The organism is Pseudomonas anatoliensis (assembly GCF_017976235.1).
In the GTDB taxonomy this organism is placed as follows: Bacteria; Pseudomonadota; Gammaproteobacteria; order Pseudomonadales; family Pseudomonadaceae; genus Aquipseudomonas; species Aquipseudomonas anatoliensis.
This window is the reverse complement of sequence record NZ_JACVHC010000003.1, coordinates 483,627-507,039: the sequence shown is the minus strand read 5'-3', so window position 1 is coordinate 507,039 and position 23,413 is coordinate 483,627. Positions and strand designations below refer to the sequence as shown.

Here is a 23,413-nt window from a genome sequence, read left to right as displayed (position 1 = left end):
GATTTTGCGGCTAATGTTCTCGTTCATGACACACATTTCGGTTTTTGATAACCGTTGTCATTTGGACATTGGTCTGCGCAACGGCATAATGCCCGCCGCCCACATCATTGCAGAGTCTAGGGAGTCAGCTTGACTACGCCTGTCGAACCCTTGCGTTTGCTGTTACTGGCCGAAGAGCCAGCGTGGACAGCGTTATTGCGCGAGTGTCTGGCGCCAATGGGGAGCGCGGCGGTACTGATCAGCGCGCCGAACTGGGAGTCGGTCAGCCGTTTGTTCGAAGACAACCGCAACGCGGTGTTGTTGACCCTCCCTGCATTACAACCGGCGCCGGGCCGTTGCAGCCTGCCGACGGTGTTGTTGCTGGAGCACGAACCGGTCAGCGCGCCCGTTGGCGTCAGCGACTGGCTGGTGTTCGATGCCCTTGATGCCGGCATGCTCCGTCGATGCCTGCGCCACGTACGCGAACGCGGCGTACTGGAAAACACTCTGCAACGCCTCGCCGAACAGGATCCGTTGACCGGTATCGCCAACCGTCAGGGCTTCCAGACCTTGCTCGCCGCGCGCCTCGCGGAAAACGACGGTCGGGGTTTGGCCCTCGGGCATCTTGACCTCGACAACTTCCGTCACGCCAACGATGCCCTCGGCCATCAGGCTGGCGATCGCTTGATCCTGCAAGTCGTTGCGCGGCTGAAAAGTCAGCTGGAGGCCGGTGATCAACTGGCGCGCCTGGGTAGCGACGAATTCGCCTTGCTGATCGACACCCGTCGCGCGCCGCAACGCGCCGAGTGGATGGCCGAACGCATCACCGAAGCCCTGGCCGAACCCTACTGGGTCGACGGCGAAAGCCTGTTGATCGGTTCCAGCCTCGGTATCGCCCATGCCCGCGCGCAGGGTGGCGCCGACCCGCTGATGTGGCATGCGCACATCGCCATGCAGCAGGCGAAAAGCACGCAGGGCTGCACCTTTCATATCTTCAACGAACGCATCAACCGCAACGCGCGGAGCATGGCCGACCTCGAAAGCGAACTGCGCCGGGCCTTGCGTCGCGACGAGCTGGAGCTGCATTACCAGCCGCGCCTGAATATCGCAGACGGCCAGATCGTCGGCCTCGAAGCCTTGGTGCGTTGGCGCCATGGTGAGCGTGGGCTGCTGCCACCCAGTGAATTCGTGCCGCTGGCCGAGCAGAGTGGCTTGATCGTGCCGCTGGGTTACTGGGTAATCTCCAGGGCTCTGCGCGATATGCAGGCCTTGCGCGAGCGCGGTTTGCCGGCGCTGCACATGGCGATCAATCTGTCGTTCCGTCAGTTTCAGGACAGCCAGTTGCTGCCGACGCTCAGCCGTTTGATCGCCGAACGTGGCGTCGAGGCGCAGTGGCTGGAATTTGAACTGACCGAAACCGCAGTGATGCGCCGCAGTGATCTGGTCAAACAGACCATGGACGCCCTCGGTCGCCTCGGTGTGCGCTTCTCGCTGGATGACTTTGGCACTGGTTTCTCATCGTTCGTGCACCTCAACAGCCTGCCGATCACTTTGCTGAAGATCGACAAGAGCTTCGTCGGCGGCATGGAACAACGCGAAGAGAACCGAAAACTGGTGCACGCGATGATCAACCTCGCGCACAACCTGCATCTGGAAGTGGTGGCTGAAGGCGTGGAAACCACGGAGCAACTTGAACTGCTGCGCGGGTTTGGTTGCGATCAGGTGCAGGGGTATCTGATCAGCAAGCCGTTGCCGTTGGCGGAGTTGGTTGAGTATTTGACGTTTGGATCGAGTCAGCAGGTTTCTGTGGAGGCCGTTTAAAAGATCGCAGCCTGCGGCAGCTCCTACACCGACTCATGTAGGAGCTGCCGCAGGCTGCGATCTTTTGATCTTAATCTGCACCAACTGCTTCGAAACGCTGTGTAGCTGGCTCAAGCCGAATCATCCGCTTCATCTTCCACTCGAACGCCAGCGTCAGACTGACCGCCGCACACGCCAGCCCCAGCGCCAAACCCCACCAGACACCTGTCGGCCCCCAGTTCAGGTGGAACGCCATCCACCACGCCGCCGGCGCACCGATCAGCCAATAGCAGCCGAGTCCGACCAGGAACGTGGTCTTCGCATCCTTGAGCCCACGAATGCAGCCCATGGCAATCGTCTGCGTACCGTCGAACAGCTCGAACCACGCCGCTACCGCCAGCAGGCTCACCGCCAGTTGGATCACCTCGGCAAATGCCGGATCGTTATGGTCGAGAAACAAGCCGATCAACTGATTCGGCAGTAGCCAGAACACCATCGCAAAACCCAACATCGCCACTGCGCCGAAGACGATCCCGACTCGCCCGGACATTCGCGCATCGACCAATTGCCCAGCGCCGTAATGCTGACCGACACGCATGGTGATGGCGTACGACATCCCCGCCGGCACCATGAATGCCACCGACACGATCTGCAAAGCAATCTGATGGGCGCCCAGTTGCGTACTGCCCATGGTGCCCATGCACAGCGCGGCGAAGGCGAACAACCCGACTTCCACCGCGTAGGTGCCGCCAATCGGCAGACCGAGGCGCCACAGCTCCTTGAGGTATTGCCGATTAGGCCGCGACAGCCCTGCGCGCAACGGATAAGCGTCGTACGCCGGATGCCGATGAATATGCCAGGCCAAGGCCAGCGCCATGCAGTTGGCAACGATCGCCGTGACCAGGCCGATGCCCATCAAGCCCAGTTTCGGCAGGCCGAACATGCCGGTGATCAGCGCGTAATTGAGCAGGAAGTTGGCCACGGTGCCGATCAGGCTGATGACCATGACCGGCGTCGCCCGGCCGATGGCACTGGTGAAGCCGCGCAGGGCCATGAAGCTCAGGTAGCCGGGCAGGGCGAACGGCAGGGCAATCAGGAATTGCCCGGCGGCATTGACGTTGGTTTCAGTCTGGCCGAACAGCAGCAACACCGGTTTCAGATTCCACAACAGCAGCCCTGCGGCGAGCGCCATCAGCCACGCCAGCCACAACCCGGCCTGGGTCAGGCGTGCGGCGCCAATGATGTCGCCGGCGCCCTTGCGGATCGCAACCAGTGTGCCGACCGCCGCAATCACGCCAATGCAGAAAATCGACACGAACGAGTAAGTAGCCGCGCCAAGGCCACCGCCGGCCAGCGCTTCGGGGCTCAGGCGCGCCATCATCAAAGTGTCGGTCAGCACCATCAACATGTGCGCCAACTGTGAGGCAATCAACGGCCCCGCCAGCCGCAGAATGGCCCAGAGTTCTGTACGCACAGGATGTTGCATGGTCATCACCCGTCATTAATAGAGGGAACAAGAGAGCGTCGATTCTCGGCGCTTGGAAGGGATTGCACAAAGGGATAAAAAGGATGGGTGGCATGATTAAAACTCATCCTGAAAAGATTCTGTTAAGTTGGCCGCATCCCGCTACAGGAGCTTTATGCATGTCCCGTCGACTTCCTCCGTTGTATGCCCTGCGCGCATTTGAAGCGGCGGCGAGGCATAGCTCATTCACTCGCGCAGCCGAAGAGCTGTCGATCACCCAGAGTGCGGTGAGTCGGCACATTCGAACGCTTGAGGATCATTTCGCCTGTCGACTGTTTCATCGCAGCGGACGCAATTTGCAACTAACCGAAGCGGCGCGCCTGCTGTTGCCGGGCATTCGCGAAGGCTTCACAGCGCTGGAGCGCGCCTGCAACACCTTGCGCGCCGAGGACGACATCCTGCGCATGAAGGCGCCGTCGACCCTGACCATGCGCTGGTTGCTGGCGCGCCTGAGCCGCTTCCGGCATTTGCAGCCGGGTAACGAAGTGCAGTTGACCAGTGCGTGGATGGACGTCGACTCGGTGGACTTTAACGATGAGCCGTTCGATTGCGCGGTGTTGCTCAGCGACGGCCATTTCCCGCCGGACTGGGAGACCAGCCTGTTGTTTCCCGAAGAACTGATCCCCGTTGGCGCACCCAATCTGCTGCACGATCAACCTTGGGACGTGGCGCGACTTGCTGCCGCCGAGTTGCTCCATCCAACCCCGGATCGCCGCGATTGGCGCAGTTGGCTGGAGCACATGGGTTTGGCCGACCAGGTGTCGCTCAAGGGCGGGCAGGTGTTCGATACGCTGGAGTTGGGGATGATCGCCGCGGCGCGGGGTTACGGCGTGTCGATGGGCGATTTGTTGATGGTGGCCGAAGATGTGGCGCAAGGCCGCTTGAGCCTGCCGTGGCCGACGGCTGTCGCCAGCGGCCTGAATTACTACCTGGTGTGGCCCAAAACCCGTCCGGGAGGTGAACGTTTGCGTCGTCTCAGCGACTTCCTGCAAGGCGAGGTCCGCGCCATGGAACTGCCCGCAGTCGCGCGCTTGAGCTGAAACGTTAGAGCCGTCACAATGCCGGCCTTGTGCCATAACCCCGCTTTTCGCTCAAGTATTCGGTTTTACCGCCGACTACGAGCAGGTGGAACTGTCGTGCCGGTTTCACGATTCACCCCCATTATTAAAAAATTTCCGAGCATGGCTGCGATCAAGGAGGATCCGGTAGCTCGGCCAGGAGCTGTCCATGTCTCAACCTCGCGCTCGGATCGCCTCGCAGCTGGGCCTCGCGCTCGCTGTGATACTGGCGATTGTCATCAGCGGCAGTACAGTTTTTGCTCTGCGTTCGCTCGATACTGCCAACCTCGCCACCCGTGAAGAGCATTTGGCCAGTGAGGCGCGGCTTCTGGCCGACCAATTGAGCACCTTCCACGGCACGTTGCGTGAAAGCACGCTGCGTCTGAGCGGGTTGTTTGAAAAGCGTTTTGGCAGCGGTCTGAGCGTTCACCCGGATGAACCAGTGACCGTAGCTGGCACCCAGACACCGGGTTTGCACCTGGGCGATGAGGTGTTGAACAACAACTTCAAGCAAGTCGACGAATTCAAGCAGATGACCGCCGGCGTGGCCACGTTGTTCGTGCGCAGTGGCGAGGACTTCATTCGCGTCAGTACCAACGTCAGCAAGCAGGACGGCAGCCGCGCCATCGGCACAGTGCTTGATCACGCTAACCCGGCGTACGCACGTTTGATGGCGGGTCAGAGCTACGTCGGTCGTTCTCTGCTGTTCGAGCGCTACTACATGTCGCAATACACCCCGGTGCGCGACGGCAGCGGCAAGGTGATTGCCGTGTTGTATGTAGGTTTCGATTACACCGATGCGCAGAATGCGCAGTTCGCCAACCTCAAGCGCTTCCGTATCGGTCAGACCGGTTCTCTGGCGTTGCTCGATGAGCAGAACAAATGGCTGGTGCCGATCGCTGGCGTCGATGCACTGGATAAAGCTGCCCCTGTCATCAACGGCATGGTGAAAGCGCCAGGAAAGGGCCAGTTCTGGAGTGACTCGTCCGAAGACTTCTACAGCGTTGCCGTACCTTTCGAGGACGGACCGTGGTCGGTGGTGGCGAGTATGCCGAAAACCGAGATTCGTGCAGTGACCTGGAGTGTAGGCACGCAATTGGCCATTGGCAGTTTGCTGGCGATGTTGCTGGCGGTTGGCTCTGTGGTTTGGTTGCTGCGCAGCAAATTGGCGCCGTTGGGTGACCTGGTGCGTCAGGCCGAGGCCTTGGGTGCGGGTGATCTGAGCGTGCGTCTGAACGTGTCGAGTAACGATGAAATCGGTCAACTGTCTCGCGCTTTCAATCAGATGAGCCAAGCGCTGTCGACCATGGTTGAACACATCCGCCGCGCCTCGGAAGAGGTCAACAGTCGTGCCCAGGCGCTGTCCGGTTTGTCCGGCGGCGCGTACGAAGGCATGGAGCAGCAGTCCGGCGAAATCACCAGCATGGCCGGCGCGGTTGAAGAGTTCAGCGCGACGTCGCTGGACATCGCCGACAACATGGGAGCGACCCAGCGCCTGGCGCAGGAAAATGCTCAGCAGACGCAGATCGGACGCAGCTCGATGGAAGAAGCTTCTTCTTCTCTGGAGCAAATTGCCGGCGCCCTGAACAGTACCGCGACAGTGATCAATACACTCGGCCAGCGCTCCCAGGAAATTGGCGGCATCGTTGGCGTGATTACCTCGATTGCCGAACAGACCAACCTGCTGGCACTCAACGCTGCGATTGAAGCGGCCCGTGCCGGTGAACAAGGTCGCGGCTTCGCCGTGGTGGCTGATGAAGTGCGCAGCCTGGCCTCGCGCACCCGTCAGGCGACGGATGAAATTTCCAGCATGATTCACAGCATCCAGCAGGAAACCGGCAACGCGATCAGCACCATGGAGCAGGGCAATGTGCTGATGCAGGAAGGCTTGTCGCGTAACGCCAATGTTGCTTCGGCACTGGCGCGCATCGACGAGCAGAGCCGCTCGGCGGGGCAGCAGTTTGCGGCGATCACGACGGCGACCCAAGAGCAGAGCAGTACGGCGACCTTGCTCAGCAGCAACCTGCAAAGCATTGCATTGGCTAACAGTGAGCAGCGTGAGGTGGTTTCGAACCTGGCGGTGACCGCAAAAGAGCTGGAGAAGCTGGCGGCGGACTTGCGTTCCGAGGTTGATCGCTTCCGTTGATGCGCCACTGAAATAGCAATCGCGGGCAAGCCCGCTCCCACAGGTATATCGGGTGTGCGCAAAAATTGTGTTCGCCTTTGAGCCCTGTGGAAGCGGGCTTGCCCGCGATTGCATCACCGCTGATCGCGGATTCATTGCAGCGCTATCACTGCTTTTACACTTGCTGAATCGTTTCCGCAGCGCTATAAAAATGGCACAACTCCAATAAAGGCTGCTGCCATGACCCCGCTCAAACTTGTCGCCGCACTCGGCGCACTGTCCGCTGCCTCCCACGCAATGGCTTGGGATTATGTCCTCCTCGATACTGACAAACCTGCGCAAAACTGGACTGTCACCAGTGAGCAGCTCGGCGTGAAAACCGAAAAGCCGTTTTCTGTGAGCCTGCGAACCTTGCATGGTGGGCGGCAGGAAGGCGTCAGTATTGTCGACATCGATAACGGCACGATGAAACTCTCGGTGGTGCCAACCCGTGGCATGAATGTCCTGCACGCTTCCGTTGGCAGCGTGCGAATGGGCTGGGATTCGCCGGTCAAGGATGTGGTCAACCCGGCATTCATTGAGCTCAATGGGCGCGGTGGTCTGGGTTGGCTGGAAGGTTTCAACGAGTTGGTGACCCGCTGTGGTTACGAATGGGTCGGCCATCCCGGCATGGACAATGGTGAACTGCTGACCCTGCACGGACGCGCCGCCAACATCCCGGCCAGTACTGTCACGCTGCACATCGATGAAAAACCACCCTACGCCATCAGTTTGCGCGGCGAGCTGAAAGAGCAGGCGTTCAAGAAAGTCGACTTTTCGGTCGTCACTGAACTGGTCACCGTGCCAGGCAGCGTGCGCTTCGCACTCAACGATACGTTGACCAACAACGGCGATTATCCAAAGGAATATCAGGCGCTGTATCACAGCAACTTCAGTACGCCATTCCTCGAGCAGGGCGCACGCTTTGCTGCACCGGTAAAACAGGTGTCGCCTTTCAACGACAAGGCCAAGGGCGATTTGCCCGACTGGCAGACCTACCGCGCCCCGACCAAGGATTACGACGAAACCGTCTACAACGTCGTGCCCTACGCGGATGCCAAAGGCGAAACCCTGACTGTTCTGCATAACAAGGCGGGCAGCCTCGGTGTTTCTGTTGGCTTCAATACCCAGCAGTTGCCAGTGTTTTCCCTGTGGAAAAATACTGACACCCAAGGGCAGGGCTATGTCACGGGACTGGAGCCGGGCACCAGTTTTTCCTACAACCGCCGCTATCAGCGTCCGCTGAATCTGGTGCCGACCATTGCGCCCAAGGAACACAAACAGTTCCAGATCAGCTACAGCCTGCTCGCGGACAAAGCTGCCGTGGATAACGCCTTGAAGCGAGTAACCGAAATCCAGGCCGGGCGTGAAACCGAAGTGCGGCAAGCGCCGCTGGTTGATCTGACCGAGCATTAAGGCGTCGCCGGCCGGTATTGCAGCGCTTCGGCCAGGTGCTCACGTCTGATTGCATCGACTTGCTCGAGGTCTGCCAGTGTCCGGGCAACCTTGAGTAACCGATGTGCCGAGCGAAGCGATAAAGTCAGCCTTTCACAGGCTGACTCCAGCCAGGTTTCGTCGGCTGTGGATAACTTGCAGTGCCTTTTCAATCCAGGCAAATCCAGAAATGCATTGGCACAGCCTTGACGCTTTTGCTGTCGTTCACGAGCGTCGGCTACCAGAGCCGCCGCGCTGGCGCTGTCCTCTCCCGGTTTTACTTGCGGATTCAACGCCGTTGCTTCCCGCGCCACCGTCAGGTGCAAATCGATCCGGTCCAGTAACGGCCCCGAGAGCTTGTTGCGATAGCGCTGCACCATGTCCGGCGTGCACGAACACTTGCCACTCGGCTCGCCAAGATATCCACAGGGACATGGATTCATCGCCGCCACCAACTGAAACCGCGCCGGAAAACGCACGCGATCCTTGGCCCGGGCAATCACGATATGCCCGGACTCCAGCGGCTCGCGCAGCACCTCCAGCACCTTGCGATCAAACTCCGGCAGCTCGTCGAGAAACAGCACGCCGTGGTGGGCGAGGGTGATCTCGCCGGGTTGTGGTTTCGAACTGCCGCCGACCAGTGCCGGGCCGGATGCTGAGTGATGCGGCTGGCGAAAGGGGCGCTGCGGCCAATGGGTCAGTGGCACGCCGCTGGCGACCGATTGAATCGCCGCCACCTCAAGCGCTTCGCATTCGGACAACGGTGGCAGCAAACCCGGCAGTCGACTGGCCAGCAGCGTCTTGCCCGTCCCCGGCGGCCCGCTGAACAACAGGTTATGCGCACCTGCTGCAGCAATCAGCAGCGCTCGTTTGGCGGCCATCTGCCCTTGTACTTCATTGAGATCGGGATAGGGTCTGGCGGCATGGATCAAACCGTCCGATACGTAGGGCTCCACCGGCGTATGCCCATTGAAATGCGCCACCGCTTCCAGCAAATGATCAACCGCATACACCTTCAACCCCGACGCCAGGCAGGCCTCCTCGGCATTCGCTCGCGGTACCACCAACGCCCGCCCGGCCTTGCGCGCCGCCAGTGCCGCTGGCAACACCCCGCGTACCGGCCGCACCGCGCCGGACAACGCCAGTTCGCCGAGGCATTCCACATCATCCAGCGTCAGACACGGCACCTGCACACTCGCCGACAGAATCCCCAAGGCAATGGCCAGATCAAACCGCCCGCCATCCTTGGGCAAATCCGCCGGCGCCAGATTCAAGGTGATCCGCCGCGCCGGAAACTGCAGCCCGGAATTGATGATCGCGCTGCGGACCCGGTCCTTGCTTTCCTTCACCGCCGCTTCGGGCAGGCCGACCATGGTCAGGGAGGGCAGACCGTTTGCGAGATGAACTTCGACGGTGACGGCGGGAGCATCCACGCCAATCTGGGCGCGGCTGTGGACGATGGAGAGGGACATGGTCGTTCCTTGAGCTGAATCGGGGAGCCGCTTCCTGCGGGTTTTTGAAGGGTAGTCTTGGGAGAGGGTGTTGGTGGGATGGTTTTGAGATCGAATTTTCACTGGATGTTGCAGGAGACATTAATCCTCAGGCATAAAAAACCGCCCATCAGGCGGTCATTTGGCGGTACTCAGGTTCCACCACCGGCGAGCCAACCATCGGGCTCCATTTCCTTGCCATAGGTCGCGGCCACTTTCAGAAAATGCCGCTGACTGGCTGAAACTCTGTCCGGCAAACCGAGTGCCTCGGTACCAGGTTTCGAAGCCGGTGCCGGTTGGGCTTTTTGCTTCTTCTGTTTCATGGACACCTCACGTGCCGGGATGCTTGATTCGATCTTATTGGTCGTCCAATGCAAAGACAAGGCTGCCGGTTGTATCAAAATAAAATCCCAGCGTTTGATAGTAAGGAATAGCGCCTGAGTCTGGCTCTTGTACTTCGATTTGCGTACATCCCAGCTTCCGGGCGTAGAACTCCGTTGTCAGCAATGCCATCGGAGCGATCCAGCCCCGCAAGGGATGCGCGTTACAAGTGCGTCCCTGCAAAAGAACGATTTTCATACAGATCCTGCTTCTTCGCGGCGTTGCGTAGCACAAGCCGCACAGTTCTTCTTCGTACCAAAAAGCCAGATCCAAGCCTTTTGGATCTTTAATCTTCCAGTCCTGCACGGCGTCCCATGGATATCCAACGGGTCCAATCCACTGGTGATATGCATTGATTGCCAATGGAGTAATGGGATCGATCCTGAGTGATAGAGCATCAATTCCGGCTGCCAATGCCTCAAGGTCCATCGACATTGTTTGATGTGCAAGTTTGCGGGCTTCAGATTTGTATGTCTGGTTTCGGAGCTCGGTGCCTTTCCCTTGTCTTCGCATTATTTGTGTTCTGTATGTATCAGGCAGTAGACAGTATCCAAGGCAGGAGTGGTTACGTAATCAGACGTAGGGGACAGGCGTTGTAGGACGCTGCTTACGTAAGTGAAGGACATTGGAGCTGGCTAGTTCATGGTTGGTGGCAGGCGCCACGCGCCATGAGATAGATGTGAGAAAGGAGTGCGCCCAATTAAAATCGAGATGAAAAAAACCTCCTAGAGGAGGCGCTTTCAGTTTGCAGGCCACAGTGAGGCCAAGGCCTGAGAATCCTTCGGACGGCGGTCATTCAGGTTGTAGGACGTAGCCGAGATGATTGAAAGGCTGAAGATCAAAAGATCGCAGCCTTCGGCAGCTCCTACAGGGGGATTTAGTGTTACTCGGCGGGCGGCGTCAGCTTCGCTTCCATCTCGGCAACTTTCGCTTCGAGACTTTCGAGGCGAGCGCGTGTACGGGCCAGCACCACCATCTGACTATCAAACTCTTCCCGGCTCACCAGATCGAGTTTGCTGAAGGCGCTTTGCAGCAGCATCTTGAACTGGCTTTCGATTTCGGCTTTTGGCAGCGGGGTGTCGCCGTTGAACAGGCGGGAAGCGGTGCCGCTCAGGGCGTCGAGGAAGTCTTTGGGCGCGAGCATGGGAAATGTCCTGGAAACAATGGCCGGCAGTGTATCACGCAGTGTCTATAGTCAATCTCGTCGCCAGGGATGCACGCTTTTCGCGCAGGCGGACGGACGGCGACGCACCGTTGTTGTGCGTATCCGCTAAGCGTTTTGCACGCAAGTGCTTGCGGTAGCGGCCAAGGGATTGAAATCAGAGGTTTTTGCCGAGATGGCAAGGTTTCTGCTTAGTCACTCTTGACCCATGCACTGATGCAGTCGCTGTGACGAATGCAGTGCGGCAGACGAAGCGGGGAGTTTCGTCAGCAGCGGTTAGCTGGCGTCAGTCGGGCAGGTAAGGCCGACGATGCGTTACAAAGCCAGGCACTGCGCTTAGACTTGAGTCGGGTTTGTTTTCCTGGGGCAAGTCCACCAATTCGGGAGAGAGTTTTCATGAAGCTAGTCACTGCCATCATCAAGCCGTTCAAGTTGGACGACGTGCGCGAGTCGCTGTCCGAAATCGGCGTGCAGGGCATTACCGTTACTGAAGTCAAAGGCTTCGGCCGGCAGAAGGGTCACACCGAGCTGTATCGCGGCGCGGAATATGTGGTCGATTTTCTGCCCAAGGTGAAAATCGACGTGGCCATCGACGACAAGGATCTGGATCGGGTTATCGAAGCGATAACCAAGGCGGCCAACACCGGCAAGATCGGTGACGGCAAGATCTTCGTGGTCAATCTGGAACAGGCGATTCGCATCCGTACCGGCGAAACCGATACCGACGCGATTTAAAAGCCGCCACAAACCCAACGCCCCAGGAGAAAACAATATGACTCTGCGTAAATTCGCAGGGCTAGGAGCCCTGTTGTCCATCGTAATGCCAAGCCTTGCAATGGCGGCAGACGAAGTGGCGGCCCCAGTCCTCAATTCCGGCGACACTGCCTGGATGCTCACCTCGACGGCCCTCGTGCTGTTCATGACCATTCCCGGCCTGGCGCTGTTCTACGGCGGCATGGTTCGCTCGAAAAACATTCTTTCCGTGTTGATGCAGTGCTTCGCCATTACCGGTCTGATCAGCATCCTGTGGGTCATTTATGGCTACAGCATTGCGTTCGACACCACCGGCATGGAGCAGGGCGTCGTCAACTTCAACTCGTTCTTCGGCGGCATGGGCAAGGCGTTCCTCGCCGGTGTCACGCCTTCGAGTATTACCGGTCCTGCGGCGCTGTTCCCTGAGGCGGTGTTCATCACCTTCCAGATGACCTTCGCGATCATCACTCCGGCGTTGATCGTCGGTGCGTTCGCCGAGCGGATGAAGTTCTCCGCGATGCTGATCTTCATGGGCATCTGGTTCACTCTGGTGTATGCGCCGATCGCGCACATGGTCTGGTCCGGTAACGGCGGCCTGATGTGGGACTGGGGCGTACTCGACTTCGCGGGCGGCACCGTGGTGCACATCAACGCCGGTGTGGCCGGTCTGATTGCCTGCCTGGTACTGGGCAAGCGCAAAGGCTTCCCGACCACCCCGATGGCTCCGCACAATCTCGGTTACACCCTGATGGGCGCGGCGATGCTGTGGGTCGGCTGGTTCGGCTTCAATGCTGGCTCTGCTGCGGCGGCCAACGGCACCGCGGGCATGGCGATGCTGGTCACCCAGATCGCGACCGCTGCTGCTGCACTGGGCTGGATGTTTGCCGAGTGGGTCACTCACGGTAAGCCAAGCGCACTGGGCATTGCTTCGGGTGTGGTTGCCGGTCTTGTGGCGATCACGCCGGCTGCCGGCACCGTCGGCCCGATGGGCGCACTGGTGATTGGTTTGGCGGCAGGCGTGGTGTGCTTCTTCTGCGCCACTACCCTGAAACGCAAACTCGGTTACGACGACTCCCTGGATGCCTTCGGCGTACACGGTATCGGCGGTATCCTCGGCGCGATCCTCACCGGTGTTTTCGCCGCTCCTGCTCTGGGTGGCTTCGGCACTGTCACCGACATCGGTGCGCAAGTGTGGATTCAGATCAAAGGCGTCGGCTTCACGGTCATCTACACCGCGATCGTCACCTACATCATCCTCAAGGTCCTGGACGCCGTAATGGGTCTGCGTGTGACCGAGGAAGAAGAGTCGGTTGGCCTCGATCTGGCACAACACAACGAACGCGGCTACAACTTGTAAGTACGCGCAGTAAAAAAATTGCCCGGCTTGCCGGGCATTTTTTTGTCCGGGATTTGTCGTTAAAGGAACAGCTGAAAGGATTTTTCGTACGCCTTTAGTCGTGTTTACGACGAGCGTTTTTCTACGGCCAAAGGCTTACATCATTGCAGGAATATTAGGGCCTTTGTTTTTTCCCAGAGCGCGCTAGAATGCGCCCCGAACGTGCGGAGAACTGTATGTGGCAACAGACTCTGATTACCCTGCGGGCAAGGCCCCGGGGCTTTCATCTGGTAACGGACGAGTTGATTCATGGCTTGCCTGAACTCAGGGAGTGTCGGGTCGGTCTGTTGCATTTGTGGCTGCAGCACACCTCGGCATCGTTGACCATCAACGAGAACGCCGATCCGGCGGTCCGTCGCGACTTCGAACGATTTTTCAATCGTCTGATCCCACAAGGAGCAGACGGCTATGAGCATAACGACGAAGGCCTGGACGACCTCCCGGCGCACTTCAAGGCCAGCGTGCTTGGCTGCCAGATCAGTCTGCCGGTTTCGGCAGGTCGATTGGCACTGGGTACCTGGCAAGGTGTTTATCTGGGCGAGCACCGTGATCACGGCGGTGCTCGTAAAGTCCTCGCCACCTTGCACGGTGAAGGGGCATAGCCGCTGGTCAGCAGCGGCGAACGATTTTTTAACGGCGACTTCGACAGTTGCCAAAGCTGGTCTATAACTAATCTGCTTTTCGCAAGTCATGAGGTAGAACATGAGCGACGATGATCTGGAAAACGACGACCTCGAAGTAGGCGACGAAGACGAGGCCGAGGAAGGCCTGGAAGCAGCAGCGGAAGACGTTGCTGACGACGATGGCGGCGAAGATACGCCGGCCCCGGCTGCCAAAGGCAAAGCCAAGGCTGCGGTGTCGGTAGACGATTTGCCGAGCATTGAAGCCAAGAACAAGGAGCGCGATGCCCTGGCCAAGGCCATGGAAGAGTTCCTGTCGCGAGGCGGAAAAGTGCAGGAAGTGGAGGCCAATGTGGTCGCCGATCCGCCCAAGAAGCCGGACAACAAGTACGGCAGCCGCCCTATCTGAGGCGTGCCGCTTGCTTGCTGAAAAAGCCCGCCGTCGCTGCGGGCTTTTTCATGCCTTTAGAAAATGCACGACCGCTGCGGTCACTGTGGCGAGGGGATTTATCCCCGATCGGTTGCGCAGCAGCCGTGAAGTCAGCTTGCGCGGTGTCTCAGGACTGTTGCGTGTGCTGCATTTGGGGCCGCTTCGCAGCCCATCGGGGATAAATCCCCTCGCCACAAAAAGGCGGTTGTGTATCAGATGGATGTGGCATTCCAGCGGGCAAGCACGGCGGGTAGGTCAGTCAGGCTGCGGATTTCAGCATCCGGCAAGCGCTCCGCTTCCCAGACTTTACCCGCCGGGTTGAACCAGACTGCGCGCAACCCTGCCTCCTGCGCCCCGGCAATGTCATCGCCCGGATGATCGCCAATATGCACCGCGGCTTCGGCGCTCACGCCGCCGCGCTGCAACGCCTCGTGAAACAGTCGCGCATCCGGTTTGGCGATGCCGATGTCTTCGGCGCAGAGGGCAAACTTGAAGTAATCCGCCAGCCCCAACCGGCGTACGTCGGCGTTGCCATTGGTGACCACGCCCAAGGCGTAATGGTTGGCGAGAATTTCCAGTACCGGTTCGACTTCGGGGAACACCTCGATCTGATGCCGCGCATGCAAGAACACTTCAAAACTCTTGTCCGCCAGCTCCGACGCTTCGCCATGGGCGTAACCCGCCTCTTCCAAGGCGTGGAACAACACCCGCCGGCGCAACGCACTGATGCGGTGCTTGAGCCCAGGCTCGTTGGCCAGCACCCGCTCGCGGATCGACCACAAATGCTCCACTGGCACCGCGCCCAAATTCGGCGCGTGTTCGCTCAGCCATTCGCGCAATACGGCTTCGGCACTGACAATCACCGGGGCGGTGTGCCAAAGGGTGTCATCGAGGTCGAAGGTGATCAACTGGATGCTCATGAATCATCGCCTTTCATGCGTTTGGCCCGTGGGTGGGCGCTGTCGTAGACCGCCGCCAAGTGCTGGAAGTCCAGATGGGTGTAGATCTGCGTGGTCTTGATATCCGAGTGGCCGAGCAGCTCCTGCACCGCGCGCAGGTCCTGCGAGGATTCCAGCAAGTGACTGGCGAAGGAATGCCGCAGCATATGCGGATGCAGGTTCTGCCCCAATTCACGCTCGCCGGCCAGTTTGACCCGCACCTGAATGGCTCGCGGGCCGAGGCGCCGACCTTGCTGGCTGACGAAAACGGCGTCATCTGCCGGGTTGGTCATGGCCCGCAGCGGCAGCCATTGTTCGAGGGCTTCGCGGGCCTTTCTGCCGACCGGCAGCAGACGGGTTTTGCTGCCCTTGCCGAGCACCTGAACCATGCCGTCGGCGAGGTCTAGTTGATCGAGATTGAGCCCGGTCAGCTCCGACAAACGCAGGCCGGAGGAATAGAACAACTCCAGAATTGCCTGATCACGTCGCGCAAGAAAATCATCCTCGACCGCGCCTTCAAGCAACTGCAGCGCGCGGTCGGTGTCGAGGGTTTTCGGCAGGCGACGTTCACCTTTCGGTGGTGCGAGGCCGGTGGCCGGATCGTGATCGCAGAGGCCTTCACGGTTCAGATAGTGGTAGAGCCCGCGCACTGCCGAGAGCAAGCGGGCGAGGCTGCGTGAGGACTGGCCCTGGGCATGCAGGCGCGCGATCAGGCTGCGCAGGCGCTGGATGTCCAGCGCGGCCCAACTGCCGATGTTCTGTTTGACGCACCAGCCGAGGACTTTATCGAGGTCGCGGCGGTAGGCCGACAGCGTGTGCGGCGACACCTGTCGCTCACTGCGCAGGTGTTCGCAGTAAGCGTCCAGTTGTCGTTCCATGGTCAGCGTACCGAGCGCAGCGAGCTGTTGACCCGTGGCAGCACGCGGCCCATGACTTCGGCGATGTAGCTGAGGAACAGTGTGCCGACCGAGCTCTTGTAGTGCTGCGGATCACGGCTGGCGATGGCCAGAATGCCGTGAATGCCCTGATGACTGATGGCGACCACGGCGGTGGAGCCGATCTGCTTGCGTTGTTCTTCGCCGAACAGAAAGTCCAGCTCATGCTCACGCAAGGTGCCGCTGACGCTTTTACCTTCGGTGAGCAGACCGCCGATAGCGACTTGTGCATCAGCGTGAGTGACCCAGCGGCCGACCGGTGCCGGGTTGTCGCCGAGCAGGATCAGGCTGACGAAGGGCACCTGGAAATCCTGACGCAGGCTGTCTTCGACGCTGATGACTAGGTCTTCCAGACTGGTCGCGTCCATCAGGGCGAGGATCAGGCGGCGGGTCTTGTCGAACAGGCGATCGTTGTCGCGGGCGACGTCCATCAATTGCGAGAGGCGATGACGCATCTCGATGTTGCGTTCGCGCAGGATGGTCATCTGCCGCTCGACCAGCGATACGGTATCGCCACGTCGGTGCGGAATGCGCATGGCTGGCAGCAGTTCTTCGTGCTCGACGAAAAATTCCGGATGAGCCTCCAGGTACGCGGCAACCGCTGCCGCCTCCAGGCTCTCGGACGCTGATTCGTCGGACTGTCGGGCGGGTACCTGAGGCTTATCGGTCATGGCTTTTGCTCACTCAAAGACGCACTTGTCCTTCATATACACGCACTGCCGGACCGGTCATCAGCACCGGTTGGCCAGGGCCTGCCCATTCAATGGACAGACGCCCGCCAGGCAGGTCGATCAATAGCGGCGAATCCATCCACCCCTGACTGATTGCAGCGACGGCCGCCGCACAGGCGCCGGTGCCGCAGGCCTGGGTTTCCCCGGCGCCACGTTCCCAGACGCGCAGTTGTGCACGGCTACGGTCGATGATCTGGATAAAACCGACATTGACCCGCGCCGGGAAGCGCGGGTGGTGCTCGATTTTCGGCCCCAATTCATGCACCGGAGCGCTGTTGATGTCCTGCACGCGCAACACGGCATGCGGGTTGCCCATCGACACGGCGGCCAGCTCGACCGTGGTGCCGTCGACTTCCAACTGATAGCTCAGGGCCTGCGCCGATGCTTCAAACGGAATGTCCGCTGGCACCAGGCGCGGGGCGCCCATGTTCACGCCGATCTGGCCATCGTTACGCACGTCCAGCTCGATGATGCCGCCCTTGGTCTCGACACGGATCTGCCGTTTGGCAGTCAGACGCTTGTCGAGCACAAAACGCGCGAAGCAGCGTGCACCGTTGCCGCACTGCTCAACTTCCGAGCCATCGGAGTTGAAGATCCGATAGCGGAAATCGACGTCCGGATTGCTCGGCGCTTCGACGATCAGCAACTGGTCAAAACCGATGCCGGTGTGTCGATCGCCCCATTGCTTGGCGTGCTTGGGCTGAATATGCGCGTGCTGGCTGACCAGGTCGAGAACCATGAAGTCATTGCCCAAGCCGTGCATTTTAGTAAAACGCAGCAGCATGGGTTACTCCGGCAGCAGGCTTTCGCCGGCAAACAGCTCGGCCACGGTTTCGCGGCGACGCACTTCAAATACTTGATCACCGTCCACCAGCACTTCGGCCGCACGGCCGCGAGTGTTGTAGTTGGAGCTCATGACGAAACCGTAGGCGCCGGCCGAATGCACCGCCAGCAGGTCGCCTTCGGCCAGGGCCAGCTCGCGATCCTTGGCGAGGAAGTCGCCGGTTTCGCAGATCGGGCCAACAACGTCGTACATGCGCGCGGCGGTGTCGCGTGGTTTGACCGCCGTGACGTCCATCCACGCCTGATACAGCGCCGGGCGAATCAGGTCGTTCATCGCCGCGTCGACGATGGCGAAATCTTTGTGTTCGGTGTGCTTGAGGTACTCGACCTGAGTCAGCAACACGCCGGCGTTGGCGACAATGAAGCGGCCCGGTTCGAACACCAATGCCAGATCACGACCGTCCAGACGTTCGCGCACGGCTTTGATGTAGTCGGCAGCCATTGGCGGCTCTTCGTCGCGATAACGCACGCCCAAACCACCACCGAGATCGATGTGGCGCAGGTGAATGCCGCAATCGCCAAGACGGTCGACCAGATCCAGCAAGCGGTCGAGTGCATCAAGGAACGGTGGCAGCGTGGTCAGTTGCGAACCGATGTGGCAGTCGACACCAACCACTTCCAGGTTCGGCAAGTGCGCAGCGCGCACATACACGTCTTCGGCGTCGGCGATGGCGATGCCGAACTTGTTCTCTTTGAGACCGGTGGAAATGTACGGGTGGGTGCCAGCATCGACGTCCGGGTTCACACGCAGCGAAACCGGTGCGCGAACACCCAGTTCGGCGGCGACGACTTGCAGGCGTTCCAGCTCGTCGGTGGATTCGACGTTGAAGCAGTGCACGCCGACTTCCAGCGCACGGCGCATGTCGTCACGGGTCTTGCCGACGCCGGAGAACACGATCTTGTCGGCGCTACCGCCAGCGGCCAGTACGCGTTCCAGCTCGCCACGGGAAACGATGTCGAAACCGGCGCCGAGACGGGCCAGGACATTCAGCACGCCGAGGTTGGAGTTGGCTTTGACGGCGTAGCACACCAGGTGCGGCATGCCGGCCAGCGCATCGGCGTAGGCCAGATACTGGGCTTCGATGTGTGCGCGCGAGTAAACGTAGGTCGGTGTGCCGAAGCGGTCGGCGATGGCGGACAACGCCACACCTTCCGCGAACAGCTCCCCGCCACGGTAGTTAAAAGCGTCCATGGCGATCCCTTAGTAAACGTCGTGCTTGTGTGCTTTGGAAGCAGGCTGCTTTTGCGACGACTGGGCTTGCTCGGCCGGGTCCTGACTGTCGTCGGGCAGATAAAGCGGGCCTTTTTGACCGCAGGCCGAGACAAGGCAGGCAACCGCGACGAGCGCAGCAAGGGAAGAGATCAGGCGCTTCATGGCGAAATCCTTGAAAATACGTTAATTGCGCCGGAGTATACCGGCCACCCGGCAGCTTGCCTATGCGACGGGCCTCCCGTCCGGCGGGGCTGATTGGTTACACACAAAACCCTGTGGGAGCGGGCTTGCCCGCGATAGCGGTGGTTCAGTCGCCATCGATGGTGAATTTGCCGGCCTCATCGCTGGCAAGCCAGCTCTCACAGGGGCGGTGCAGGCACTTGGTCGTTATCCTTTGCAATCAGCCAGCAGCGTCCGTATCTTGCGGCGCTTGAGCCTGATCAGACATTTTTTGAGGTTGCCACAATGAGTTTGTCCGAAGCCCGTTTCCACGATCTGGTCGATGACACCCAGGAAAAACTGGAAGACATCTTTGACGAGAGCGATCTGGATATCGATCTGGAAAGTTCGGCCGGTGTGCTGACCGTCAAGTTCGAAAACGGCTCGCAGCTGATCTTCAGCCGTCAGGAGCCGCTGCGTCAGCTGTGGCTGGCGGCCGTCTCGGGTGGTTTCCACTTCGATTACGACGAAGAAAGCGAGCGCTGGATGTGTGACAAGAGCGAAGAGCAGTTGGGCGAGATGCTTGAACGCATCGTCAAGCAGCAGGCTGGCGCCGAATTCGATTTCGAAGGCCTGTGATTCGTGACTGACACCGCCCCCGTTCGTCCGCCCAAGCCGCTCTACAGCAATATCAGCCCGGCGGTGCCTTCGCCGTGCAGCGGCGTGTGTCGGCTGGACGAACAAAAGGTCTGCCTCGGCTGCTTCCGGCATGTTGAAGATATTCGTGAGTGGCGCTCTGCGGATGATGAGCGGCGGCGAGTGATCGTTACCCAAGCCGCTGCACGCAAATCCCAAGCCTGACCCGGTCCTGTGGTGAGGGGATTTATCCCCGACAGACTGCGCAGCAGTCTCAAAAGCTTGGGGCCGCTGCGCGACCCATCGGGGATAAATCCCCTCACCACAGGGTTTTTGTTCAGCCTGTGGGCATGGCTTGTATATTTTTTGAGCTGTGATAGTGTCCGGGAACGCCTCAACCCATCGAGGCCTGGTGAAAACCCCGCCTTTTTTGGCGGGGTTTTTTGCTTTTTTTGCGCAGAAGAAAGGAGTCTGCCCGGATCATGACCGCACCTTCCATCACCCTTACCCGTCTGGACGTTCAACGTCTGGAGCGCCTGATCGACAGCCTGGATGACACGCTGCCGGGCGTGATTGCGTTGCAAACCGAACTGGACCGCGCCGACACCCTCGTCAGCCACGATGAAGTGCCTGCCGATGTCGTGACGATGAATTCCCGCGTGCACTGCCGCGAAGAAGGCAGTGGCAAGGATTACCATCTGACGCTGGTCTATCCCAAGGATGCCAATGCCGATGAAGGCAAGATTTCGATTCTCGCACCGGTCGGCAGCGCGCTGCTGGGCCTGAAGGTTGGTCAGCACATCGACTGGCCGGCTCCGGGCGGCAAGACCCTGAAACTGACCCTGCTTGAAGTCGAATCGCAACCGGCCAACGGTGGCGCGTTCCCCGAGTAAATTCACTCAGACCTGTTCGAGTGCCTCGTTCAGGGCGCGCTCTAGGTCAGCCTTGTAGCGTAGATACAGATTGCTTGAGCTTTGCCCGTCACCGAGCAGACCGGACAGGTCCAGGTCGGTGATGTAGCAACGATAGCGTTCGGTCTCACGGCGCTGCCCGACGATCTCCCGGGCGACCACGCTGAACAGCTGGTCGCCGTGTTCCAGCTCGCTGAACTCCCGTTGATTGCAATACAGCGTGACCTGCACTTCCCCCGGTGCGGCTTTGCCGATGATCGCCTGCACGTCGTAGAACGGTTTGTTGGCTGGCGTCTGCGGCATTGGCCGCGCTTCGACGCGCCGTGCCCGTCCCTGGCCTGAAGGCAATAACTGGTAATACAGGATTTCGAGGCTGGCGGAGGGAGCGGCCTCCATTGGCAGCAGCGCCTCGCGCCGATACTGGATCGATTGCAGGAAACGTTGCAGCGGCGCCAGCAGGCTTTGCTCGTCGTGATACGGCAAGTGCTGCTGCCACAGCGCATTGAATTCATCCAGAACACAGACCTCGGCGTGCTGCTCGGTGATCCGGTAGAACACCTGAATGCATTCTGGCTGGCCCATTGGCAGGATCAGCGCAAGGTCGTGATCTTCCAGTGCCATCGGATCAAGGTGCAGCGGGCTGTAGCGCGCCTGCTCCTCGCCAAGGTAATCGAGCAGTGCCGGCAGGGTGGCGAGCGCGACGTGGTTGACCTGTCCGGGCACCAGCTCCAGCACGTGATAGTGCTGTTGCACCTGAATCAGGTAGCGGTGATTCAATTCGCTGAGCAACAGGTTCTGCGCGGTGTCGACGATTTCTTCCACGCGCCGGGCGATGAACTGCGCGCGGTTATGGCAGAAACAGCGCACCTTCAGCGACGGCTGTAACGGTCCGCGCGGCAAATTGTTGAGGTAGTCGCGCAGGCAATCGAGCAGGGCATGAGGTCCGTCGAAGCGGTTGACCAGCACTTCATTCCAGCTGTTGAGCGTGACCTGATCGAGGGTCAGCACGAGGTTCTCGCGCACGCCGGCATAGCTCAGCGAGTCGGTGCGCTCGGTGGTCATGAGGATGTTGAGGTCGCGATGATGCTTGAGCGGATCGACGCCGACGTTCACCAGCATCAGTACTTCGCTCGGTACGGCGGCGCGCAGCAGCGGCTCTTCGGCAACGGTGGGCAAGGGCAGGGCGATGCACTGTTGCAGGCTGCCGAGCAGGTTGAACAGCTCGAACTCGCTCAAGTCGCTGTTGCCGGGATGCAGGGCCAGGCGGGTGCTGCTGTCGATCACGCCGTTGCGGTGGCACCAGGTCAACAGTTCCAACAGCTCGCGGCTGCGTTTGATCGGCGCGAAATGTTCCCACTCATGCGCCGTGAGGCTGCCGTTGTACAGGCCCCACTGAGTTTGTCCCGGTTCTTTCTTGTTGCGCGATTGCACCAGGGTCAGGGTGTCTTCGGCCAGATCCGGAGCGATGCCGGGGTTGATGAACTCGACCTTGTCGGCCTTGCGCTCGAATGCCGCGTACAACCTGCGGCCCAGCACGTTGAGATCGCGCTTGTTGATCAGGCTGACGGTCTGCTCGGTGCGGGCGAACTGGGTCAGGAAGCGATAGCTGTAATTGAGTTCGTTGACCAGCGCGCGGCGTTCGGCGCTGACCTGCCGGACTTTCCACTGGCTGCGGCTATCGAGCAGGGCAAGTTGCCGCTGATCCCAGTGCCATTCGTTGGCCAGTCGTTCCAGCAGCGAGCGTTGCCAGCTCTGCGTGCGGCTATTGCCCGTGAGCTTGCGATTGACCTTGAGGTACAGCGCACGTCGCACCAGCTCCAGACGTTCCGGTTCGTTGCGAGCGATGAGGTATTCCTCGATGCGCCGATACACGACCATGTAAGGGTCCAGTTCATCCAGATCGAGCTGATTGGCGAACACGGCTTTTTTGAAGCGCAGGCTCAGGCACCGCACCTGCGGATGTTCGCTGGCATAAACCTCGGTCAGCAGCAGTTTGAGCACCGATTTGTAAGGCGACTCGATGCCCTTGAACAACTGCCACAGCCCGGCGCCGATGAACTCACCCGGTGGAATCGTCGCCAAATGCCCAAGGTCGAGGGTCTCGTCGGCGCGGATGAAGCGCTTGGACAGCAGCGTGTGGGTGTAGCTGTCGTAGGTCGTTTCTTCGTATACCGGCACCAGCCACCAGATCGGCGTGCGCCCGGCCAGCCAGATCGCGGTGCGATAAAACTCGTCGAGCAGCAGATAGTGCTGAGTGCTGCCGCAGTTTTCGGAGCTGAGCTGGGTGTCGCGCTCGCCTTTGACGAAACGCACTGGGTCGATCAAAAAGAAATGCGCCTCGGCGCCCTGGCTCGCGGCCCAGGTTTCGAGGAGCTGGCATTTCTTGCCCAGTTCAGCGAGCTCGTTTTCGCTCAGATCCGGCGCGTGACACACCCACACATCCATGTCGCTTTGATCGGCCTGGGCCAGGGTACCGAGACTGCCCATCAGGAACAGGCCATGAATCGGTCGCGGCGGATTGCTGCCGTGGCGCGGCTTGTAGGAGAACGAACGGGTCAGGCGCTGGGCTTCTGCGAGGGTATTGGTGTCCGGCTCGTAATTCGACAGGCCGGCCGGCGTACTGCCCGAGACGTAACCCGGCAGCAGCGGATGGTTGACGTGAAAGAACAGCGGCAGCAGCGTCAGCACACTTTGCTGGCGCGTCGACAAGCCTTCCAGTGCGCGGCCCAGTCGACCTTCGTTGAGTTTGAGGAAACGCGCGCGCAGTTGGCTGAGCACCTTGCGGTCGATTCCTTCGTCCAGGTCGGGGCGGATTTCATGGGTGCGCGTCATGTCAGCTCAAACCGGCTCGCAAG

General features: G+C 60.0%; 23 protein-coding genes. 11 read left to right on the top strand and 12 right to left on the bottom strand.

Annotated features, from left to right (window positions below):
• Nucleotides 1-129 precede the first annotated feature (129 nt).
• Nucleotides 130-1,800, top strand: a complete 1,671-nt coding sequence (locus ICA16_RS11860; RefSeq protein WP_210700663.1) for a putative bifunctional diguanylate cyclase/phosphodiesterase — start codon at nucleotides 130-132, stop codon at nucleotides 1,798-1,800.
• 70 nt (nucleotides 1,801-1,870) lie between these two features.
• Here the strand turns inward: ICA16_RS11860 and ICA16_RS11855 are convergent, their stop codons facing one another.
• Nucleotides 1,871-3,265, bottom strand: a complete 1,395-nt coding sequence (locus ICA16_RS11855; protein WP_210700662.1) for a NorM family multidrug efflux MATE transporter — start codon at nucleotides 3,263-3,265, stop codon at nucleotides 1,871-1,873.
• A gap of 158 nt (nucleotides 3,266-3,423) precedes the next feature.
• On the opposite strand from ICA16_RS11855, the gene ICA16_RS11850 reads away from it, so the two are divergent.
• From ICA16_RS11850 to ICA16_RS11840, 3 genes are all read left to right on the top strand, one after another.
• Nucleotides 3,424-4,344 carry a LysR substrate-binding domain-containing protein gene (locus ICA16_RS11850; RefSeq protein ID WP_150604811.1) on the top strand — a complete coding sequence of 307 codons (921 nt, stop codon included), beginning with the start codon at nucleotides 3,424-3,426 and terminating at the stop codon, nucleotides 4,342-4,344.
• A gap of 187 nt (nucleotides 4,345-4,531) precedes the next feature.
• The gene (locus ICA16_RS11845; RefSeq protein ID WP_210700661.1) at nucleotides 4,532-6,508 is read left to right on the top strand and encodes a methyl-accepting chemotaxis protein; all 1,977 of its coding nucleotides are present in this window, start codon (nucleotides 4,532-4,534) and stop codon (nucleotides 6,506-6,508) included.
• Nucleotides 6,509-6,727: 219 nt separating this feature from the next.
• Nucleotides 6,728-7,942 (top strand): aldose 1-epimerase family protein, encoded by a 1,215-nt coding sequence (locus tag ICA16_RS11840; protein ID WP_210700660.1) that lies wholly within the window; start codon nucleotides 6,728-6,730, stop codon nucleotides 7,940-7,942.
• Here the strand turns inward: ICA16_RS11840 and ICA16_RS11835 are convergent.
• The 4 genes from ICA16_RS11835 to ICA16_RS11820 form a co-directional block, all read right to left on the bottom strand.
• Nucleotides 7,939-9,432, bottom strand: coding sequence for a YifB family Mg chelatase-like AAA ATPase (locus tag ICA16_RS11835; RefSeq protein ID WP_150604808.1), 1,494 nt, complete (start codon nucleotides 9,430-9,432; stop codon nucleotides 7,939-7,941). The genes ICA16_RS11840 and ICA16_RS11835 overlap by 4 nt on opposite strands.
• Nucleotides 9,433-9,602: 170 nt before the next feature.
• Nucleotides 9,603-9,773, bottom strand: a complete 171-nt coding sequence (locus ICA16_RS11830; RefSeq protein ID WP_191624026.1) for a hypothetical protein — start codon at nucleotides 9,771-9,773, stop codon at nucleotides 9,603-9,605.
• A gap of 34 nt (nucleotides 9,774-9,807) precedes the next feature.
• Nucleotides 9,808-10,344 carry an N-acetyltransferase gene (locus ICA16_RS11825; protein ID WP_210700659.1) on the bottom strand — a complete coding sequence of 179 codons (537 nt, stop codon included), beginning with the start codon at nucleotides 10,342-10,344 and terminating at the stop codon, nucleotides 9,808-9,810.
• Nucleotides 10,345-10,714: 370 nt separating this feature from the next.
• Complete coding sequence (locus ICA16_RS11820) at nucleotides 10,715-10,975, bottom strand: accessory factor UbiK family protein (RefSeq protein ID WP_008086041.1); 261 nt, start codon at nucleotides 10,973-10,975, stop codon at nucleotides 10,715-10,717.
• 414 nt (nucleotides 10,976-11,389) lie between these two features.
• Here ICA16_RS11820 and glnK point away from each other — a divergent pair, with 414 nt between their 5' ends.
• The 4 genes from glnK to sutA all read left to right on the top strand — a co-directional run bounded on the left by glnK (nucleotide 11,390) and on the right by sutA (nucleotide 14,171).
• On the top strand, nucleotides 11,390-11,728 hold the full coding sequence (gene glnK, locus ICA16_RS11815; RefSeq protein ID WP_002555808.1) for a P-II family nitrogen regulator: 339 nt from the start codon (nucleotides 11,390-11,392) through the stop codon (nucleotides 11,726-11,728).
• Between the two features lie 37 nt (nucleotides 11,729-11,765).
• On the top strand, nucleotides 11,766-13,103 hold the full coding sequence (locus ICA16_RS11810) for an ammonium transporter (RefSeq protein WP_210553385.1): 1,338 nt from the start codon (nucleotides 11,766-11,768) through the stop codon (nucleotides 13,101-13,103).
• A 215-nt stretch (nucleotides 13,104-13,318) separates the two neighbouring features.
• Nucleotides 13,319-13,744 carry a secondary thiamine-phosphate synthase enzyme YjbQ gene (locus tag ICA16_RS11805; protein ID WP_042561722.1) on the top strand — a complete coding sequence of 142 codons (426 nt, stop codon included), beginning with the start codon at nucleotides 13,319-13,321 and terminating at the stop codon, nucleotides 13,742-13,744.
• Nucleotides 13,745-13,844: 100 nt separating this feature from the next.
• Nucleotides 13,845-14,171 carry a transcriptional regulator SutA gene (sutA, locus tag ICA16_RS11800; RefSeq protein ID WP_042561721.1) on the top strand — a complete coding sequence of 109 codons (327 nt, stop codon included), beginning with the start codon at nucleotides 13,845-13,847 and terminating at the stop codon, nucleotides 14,169-14,171.
• Between the two features lie 233 nt (nucleotides 14,172-14,404).
• On the opposite strand, the gene ICA16_RS11795 is transcribed toward sutA, so the two are convergent.
• Genes ICA16_RS11795 through lptM form a run of 6 tightly spaced genes read right to left on the bottom strand, consistent with a single transcriptional unit; the run spans nucleotide 14,405 to nucleotide 19,014 of the window.
• Complete coding sequence (locus ICA16_RS11795) at nucleotides 14,405-15,112, bottom strand: HAD family hydrolase (RefSeq protein ID WP_150604804.1); 708 nt, start codon at nucleotides 15,110-15,112, stop codon at nucleotides 14,405-14,407.
• A complete protein-coding gene (xerC, locus tag ICA16_RS11790; protein ID WP_042561719.1) occupies nucleotides 15,109-16,008 on the bottom strand; it encodes a tyrosine recombinase XerC in 900 nt (299 codons plus the stop codon). Before xerC ends, ICA16_RS11795 begins: the two co-directional genes overlap by 4 nt.
• Before the next feature lie 2 nt (nucleotides 16,009-16,010).
• Nucleotides 16,011-16,736: a DUF484 family protein gene (locus ICA16_RS11785; RefSeq protein WP_150604803.1), complete on the bottom strand. Its 726-nt coding sequence runs from the start codon at nucleotides 16,734-16,736 to the stop codon at nucleotides 16,011-16,013.
• A gap of 13 nt (nucleotides 16,737-16,749) precedes the next feature.
• A complete protein-coding gene (gene dapF, locus ICA16_RS11780) occupies nucleotides 16,750-17,580 on the bottom strand; it encodes a diaminopimelate epimerase (protein WP_210553394.1) in 831 nt (276 codons plus the stop codon).
• A 3-nt stretch (nucleotides 17,581-17,583) separates the two neighbouring features.
• Nucleotides 17,584-18,831, bottom strand: coding sequence for a diaminopimelate decarboxylase (gene lysA, locus ICA16_RS11775; protein ID WP_150616838.1), 1,248 nt, complete (start codon nucleotides 18,829-18,831; stop codon nucleotides 17,584-17,586).
• A gap of 9 nt (nucleotides 18,832-18,840) precedes the next feature.
• Nucleotides 18,841-19,014 carry an LPS translocon maturation chaperone LptM gene (lptM, locus tag ICA16_RS11770; RefSeq protein ID WP_150616837.1) on the bottom strand — a complete coding sequence of 58 codons (174 nt, stop codon included), beginning with the start codon at nucleotides 19,012-19,014 and terminating at the stop codon, nucleotides 18,841-18,843.
• A 303-nt stretch (nucleotides 19,015-19,317) separates the two neighbouring features.
• Here lptM and cyaY point away from each other — a divergent pair, with 303 nt between their 5' ends.
• The 3 genes from cyaY to rnk all read left to right on the top strand — a co-directional run bounded on the left by cyaY (nucleotide 19,318) and on the right by rnk (nucleotide 20,540).
• Complete coding sequence (cyaY, locus tag ICA16_RS11765; protein WP_042561714.1) at nucleotides 19,318-19,650, top strand: iron donor protein CyaY; 333 nt, start codon at nucleotides 19,318-19,320, stop codon at nucleotides 19,648-19,650.
• A 3-nt stretch (nucleotides 19,651-19,653) separates the two neighbouring features.
• Nucleotides 19,654-19,872, top strand: a complete 219-nt coding sequence (locus ICA16_RS11760; protein WP_150604800.1) for a DUF1289 domain-containing protein — start codon at nucleotides 19,654-19,656, stop codon at nucleotides 19,870-19,872.
• 257 nt (nucleotides 19,873-20,129) lie between these two features.
• Nucleotides 20,130-20,540, top strand: a complete 411-nt coding sequence (rnk, locus tag ICA16_RS11755) for a nucleoside diphosphate kinase regulator (protein ID WP_042561713.1) — start codon at nucleotides 20,130-20,132, stop codon at nucleotides 20,538-20,540.
• 6 nt (nucleotides 20,541-20,546) lie between these two features.
• Here rnk and ICA16_RS11750 read toward each other — a convergent pair whose 3' ends face one another.
• Nucleotides 20,547-23,390 (bottom strand): class I adenylate cyclase, encoded by a 2,844-nt coding sequence (locus ICA16_RS11750; protein ID WP_210700658.1) that lies wholly within the window; start codon nucleotides 23,388-23,390, stop codon nucleotides 20,547-20,549.
• Nucleotides 23,391-23,413 lie beyond the last annotated feature (23 nt).

What these genes read in the sequence shown, in the direction of transcription:
- glnK (WP_002555808.1), top strand. Translation starts at nt 11,390, where the DNA reads ATGAAGCTAGTCACTGCCATCATCAAGCCGTTCAAGTTGGACGACGTG.
- cyaY (WP_042561714.1), top strand. Translation starts at nt 19,318, where the DNA reads ATGAGTTTGTCCGAAGCCCGTTTCCACGATCTGGTCGATGACACCCAG.
- ICA16_RS11840 (WP_210700660.1), top strand. Translation starts at nt 6,728, where the DNA reads ATGACCCCGCTCAAACTTGTCGCCGCACTCGGCGCACTGTCCGCTGCC.
- ICA16_RS11750 (WP_210700658.1), bottom strand. Translation starts at nt 23,390, where the DNA reads ATGACGCGCACCCATGAAATCCGCCCCGACCTGGACGAAGGAATCGAC.
- xerC (WP_042561719.1), bottom strand. Translation starts at nt 16,008, where the DNA reads ATGGAACGACAACTGGACGCTTACTGCGAACACCTGCGCAGTGAGCGA.
- ICA16_RS11810 (WP_210553385.1), top strand. Translation starts at nt 11,766, where the DNA reads ATGACTCTGCGTAAATTCGCAGGGCTAGGAGCCCTGTTGTCCATCGTA.
- ICA16_RS11850 (WP_150604811.1), top strand. Translation starts at nt 3,424, where the DNA reads ATGTCCCGTCGACTTCCTCCGTTGTATGCCCTGCGCGCATTTGAAGCG.
- ICA16_RS11825 (WP_210700659.1), bottom strand. Translation starts at nt 10,344, where the DNA reads ATGCGAAGACAAGGGAAAGGCACCGAGCTCCGAAACCAGACATACAAA.
- ICA16_RS11820 (WP_008086041.1), bottom strand. Translation starts at nt 10,975, where the DNA reads ATGCTCGCGCCCAAAGACTTCCTCGACGCCCTGAGCGGCACCGCTTCC.
- sutA (WP_042561721.1), top strand. Translation starts at nt 13,845, where the DNA reads ATGAGCGACGATGATCTGGAAAACGACGACCTCGAAGTAGGCGACGAA.
- ICA16_RS11785 (WP_150604803.1), bottom strand. Translation starts at nt 16,736, where the DNA reads ATGACCGATAAGCCTCAGGTACCCGCCCGACAGTCCGACGAATCAGCG.
- ICA16_RS11845 (WP_210700661.1), top strand. Translation starts at nt 4,532, where the DNA reads ATGTCTCAACCTCGCGCTCGGATCGCCTCGCAGCTGGGCCTCGCGCTC.
- ICA16_RS11855 (WP_210700662.1), bottom strand. Translation starts at nt 3,265, where the DNA reads ATGCAACATCCTGTGCGTACAGAACTCTGGGCCATTCTGCGGCTGGCG.
- ICA16_RS11835 (WP_150604808.1), bottom strand. Translation starts at nt 9,432, where the DNA reads ATGTCCCTCTCCATCGTCCACAGCCGCGCCCAGATTGGCGTGGATGCT.
- dapF (WP_210553394.1), bottom strand. Translation starts at nt 17,580, where the DNA reads ATGCTGCTGCGTTTTACTAAAATGCACGGCTTGGGCAATGACTTCATG.
- rnk (WP_042561713.1), top strand. Translation starts at nt 20,130, where the DNA reads ATGACCGCACCTTCCATCACCCTTACCCGTCTGGACGTTCAACGTCTG.
- ICA16_RS11805 (WP_042561722.1), top strand. Translation starts at nt 13,319, where the DNA reads ATGTGGCAACAGACTCTGATTACCCTGCGGGCAAGGCCCCGGGGCTTT.
- lptM (WP_150616837.1), bottom strand. Translation starts at nt 19,014, where the DNA reads ATGAAGCGCCTGATCTCTTCCCTTGCTGCGCTCGTCGCGGTTGCCTGC.
- lysA (WP_150616838.1), bottom strand. Translation starts at nt 18,831, where the DNA reads ATGGACGCTTTTAACTACCGTGGCGGGGAGCTGTTCGCGGAAGGTGTG.
- ICA16_RS11795 (WP_150604804.1), bottom strand. Translation starts at nt 15,112, where the DNA reads ATGAGCATCCAGTTGATCACCTTCGACCTCGATGACACCCTTTGGCAC.
- ICA16_RS11830 (WP_191624026.1), bottom strand. Translation starts at nt 9,773, where the DNA reads ATGAAACAGAAGAAGCAAAAAGCCCAACCGGCACCGGCTTCGAAACCT.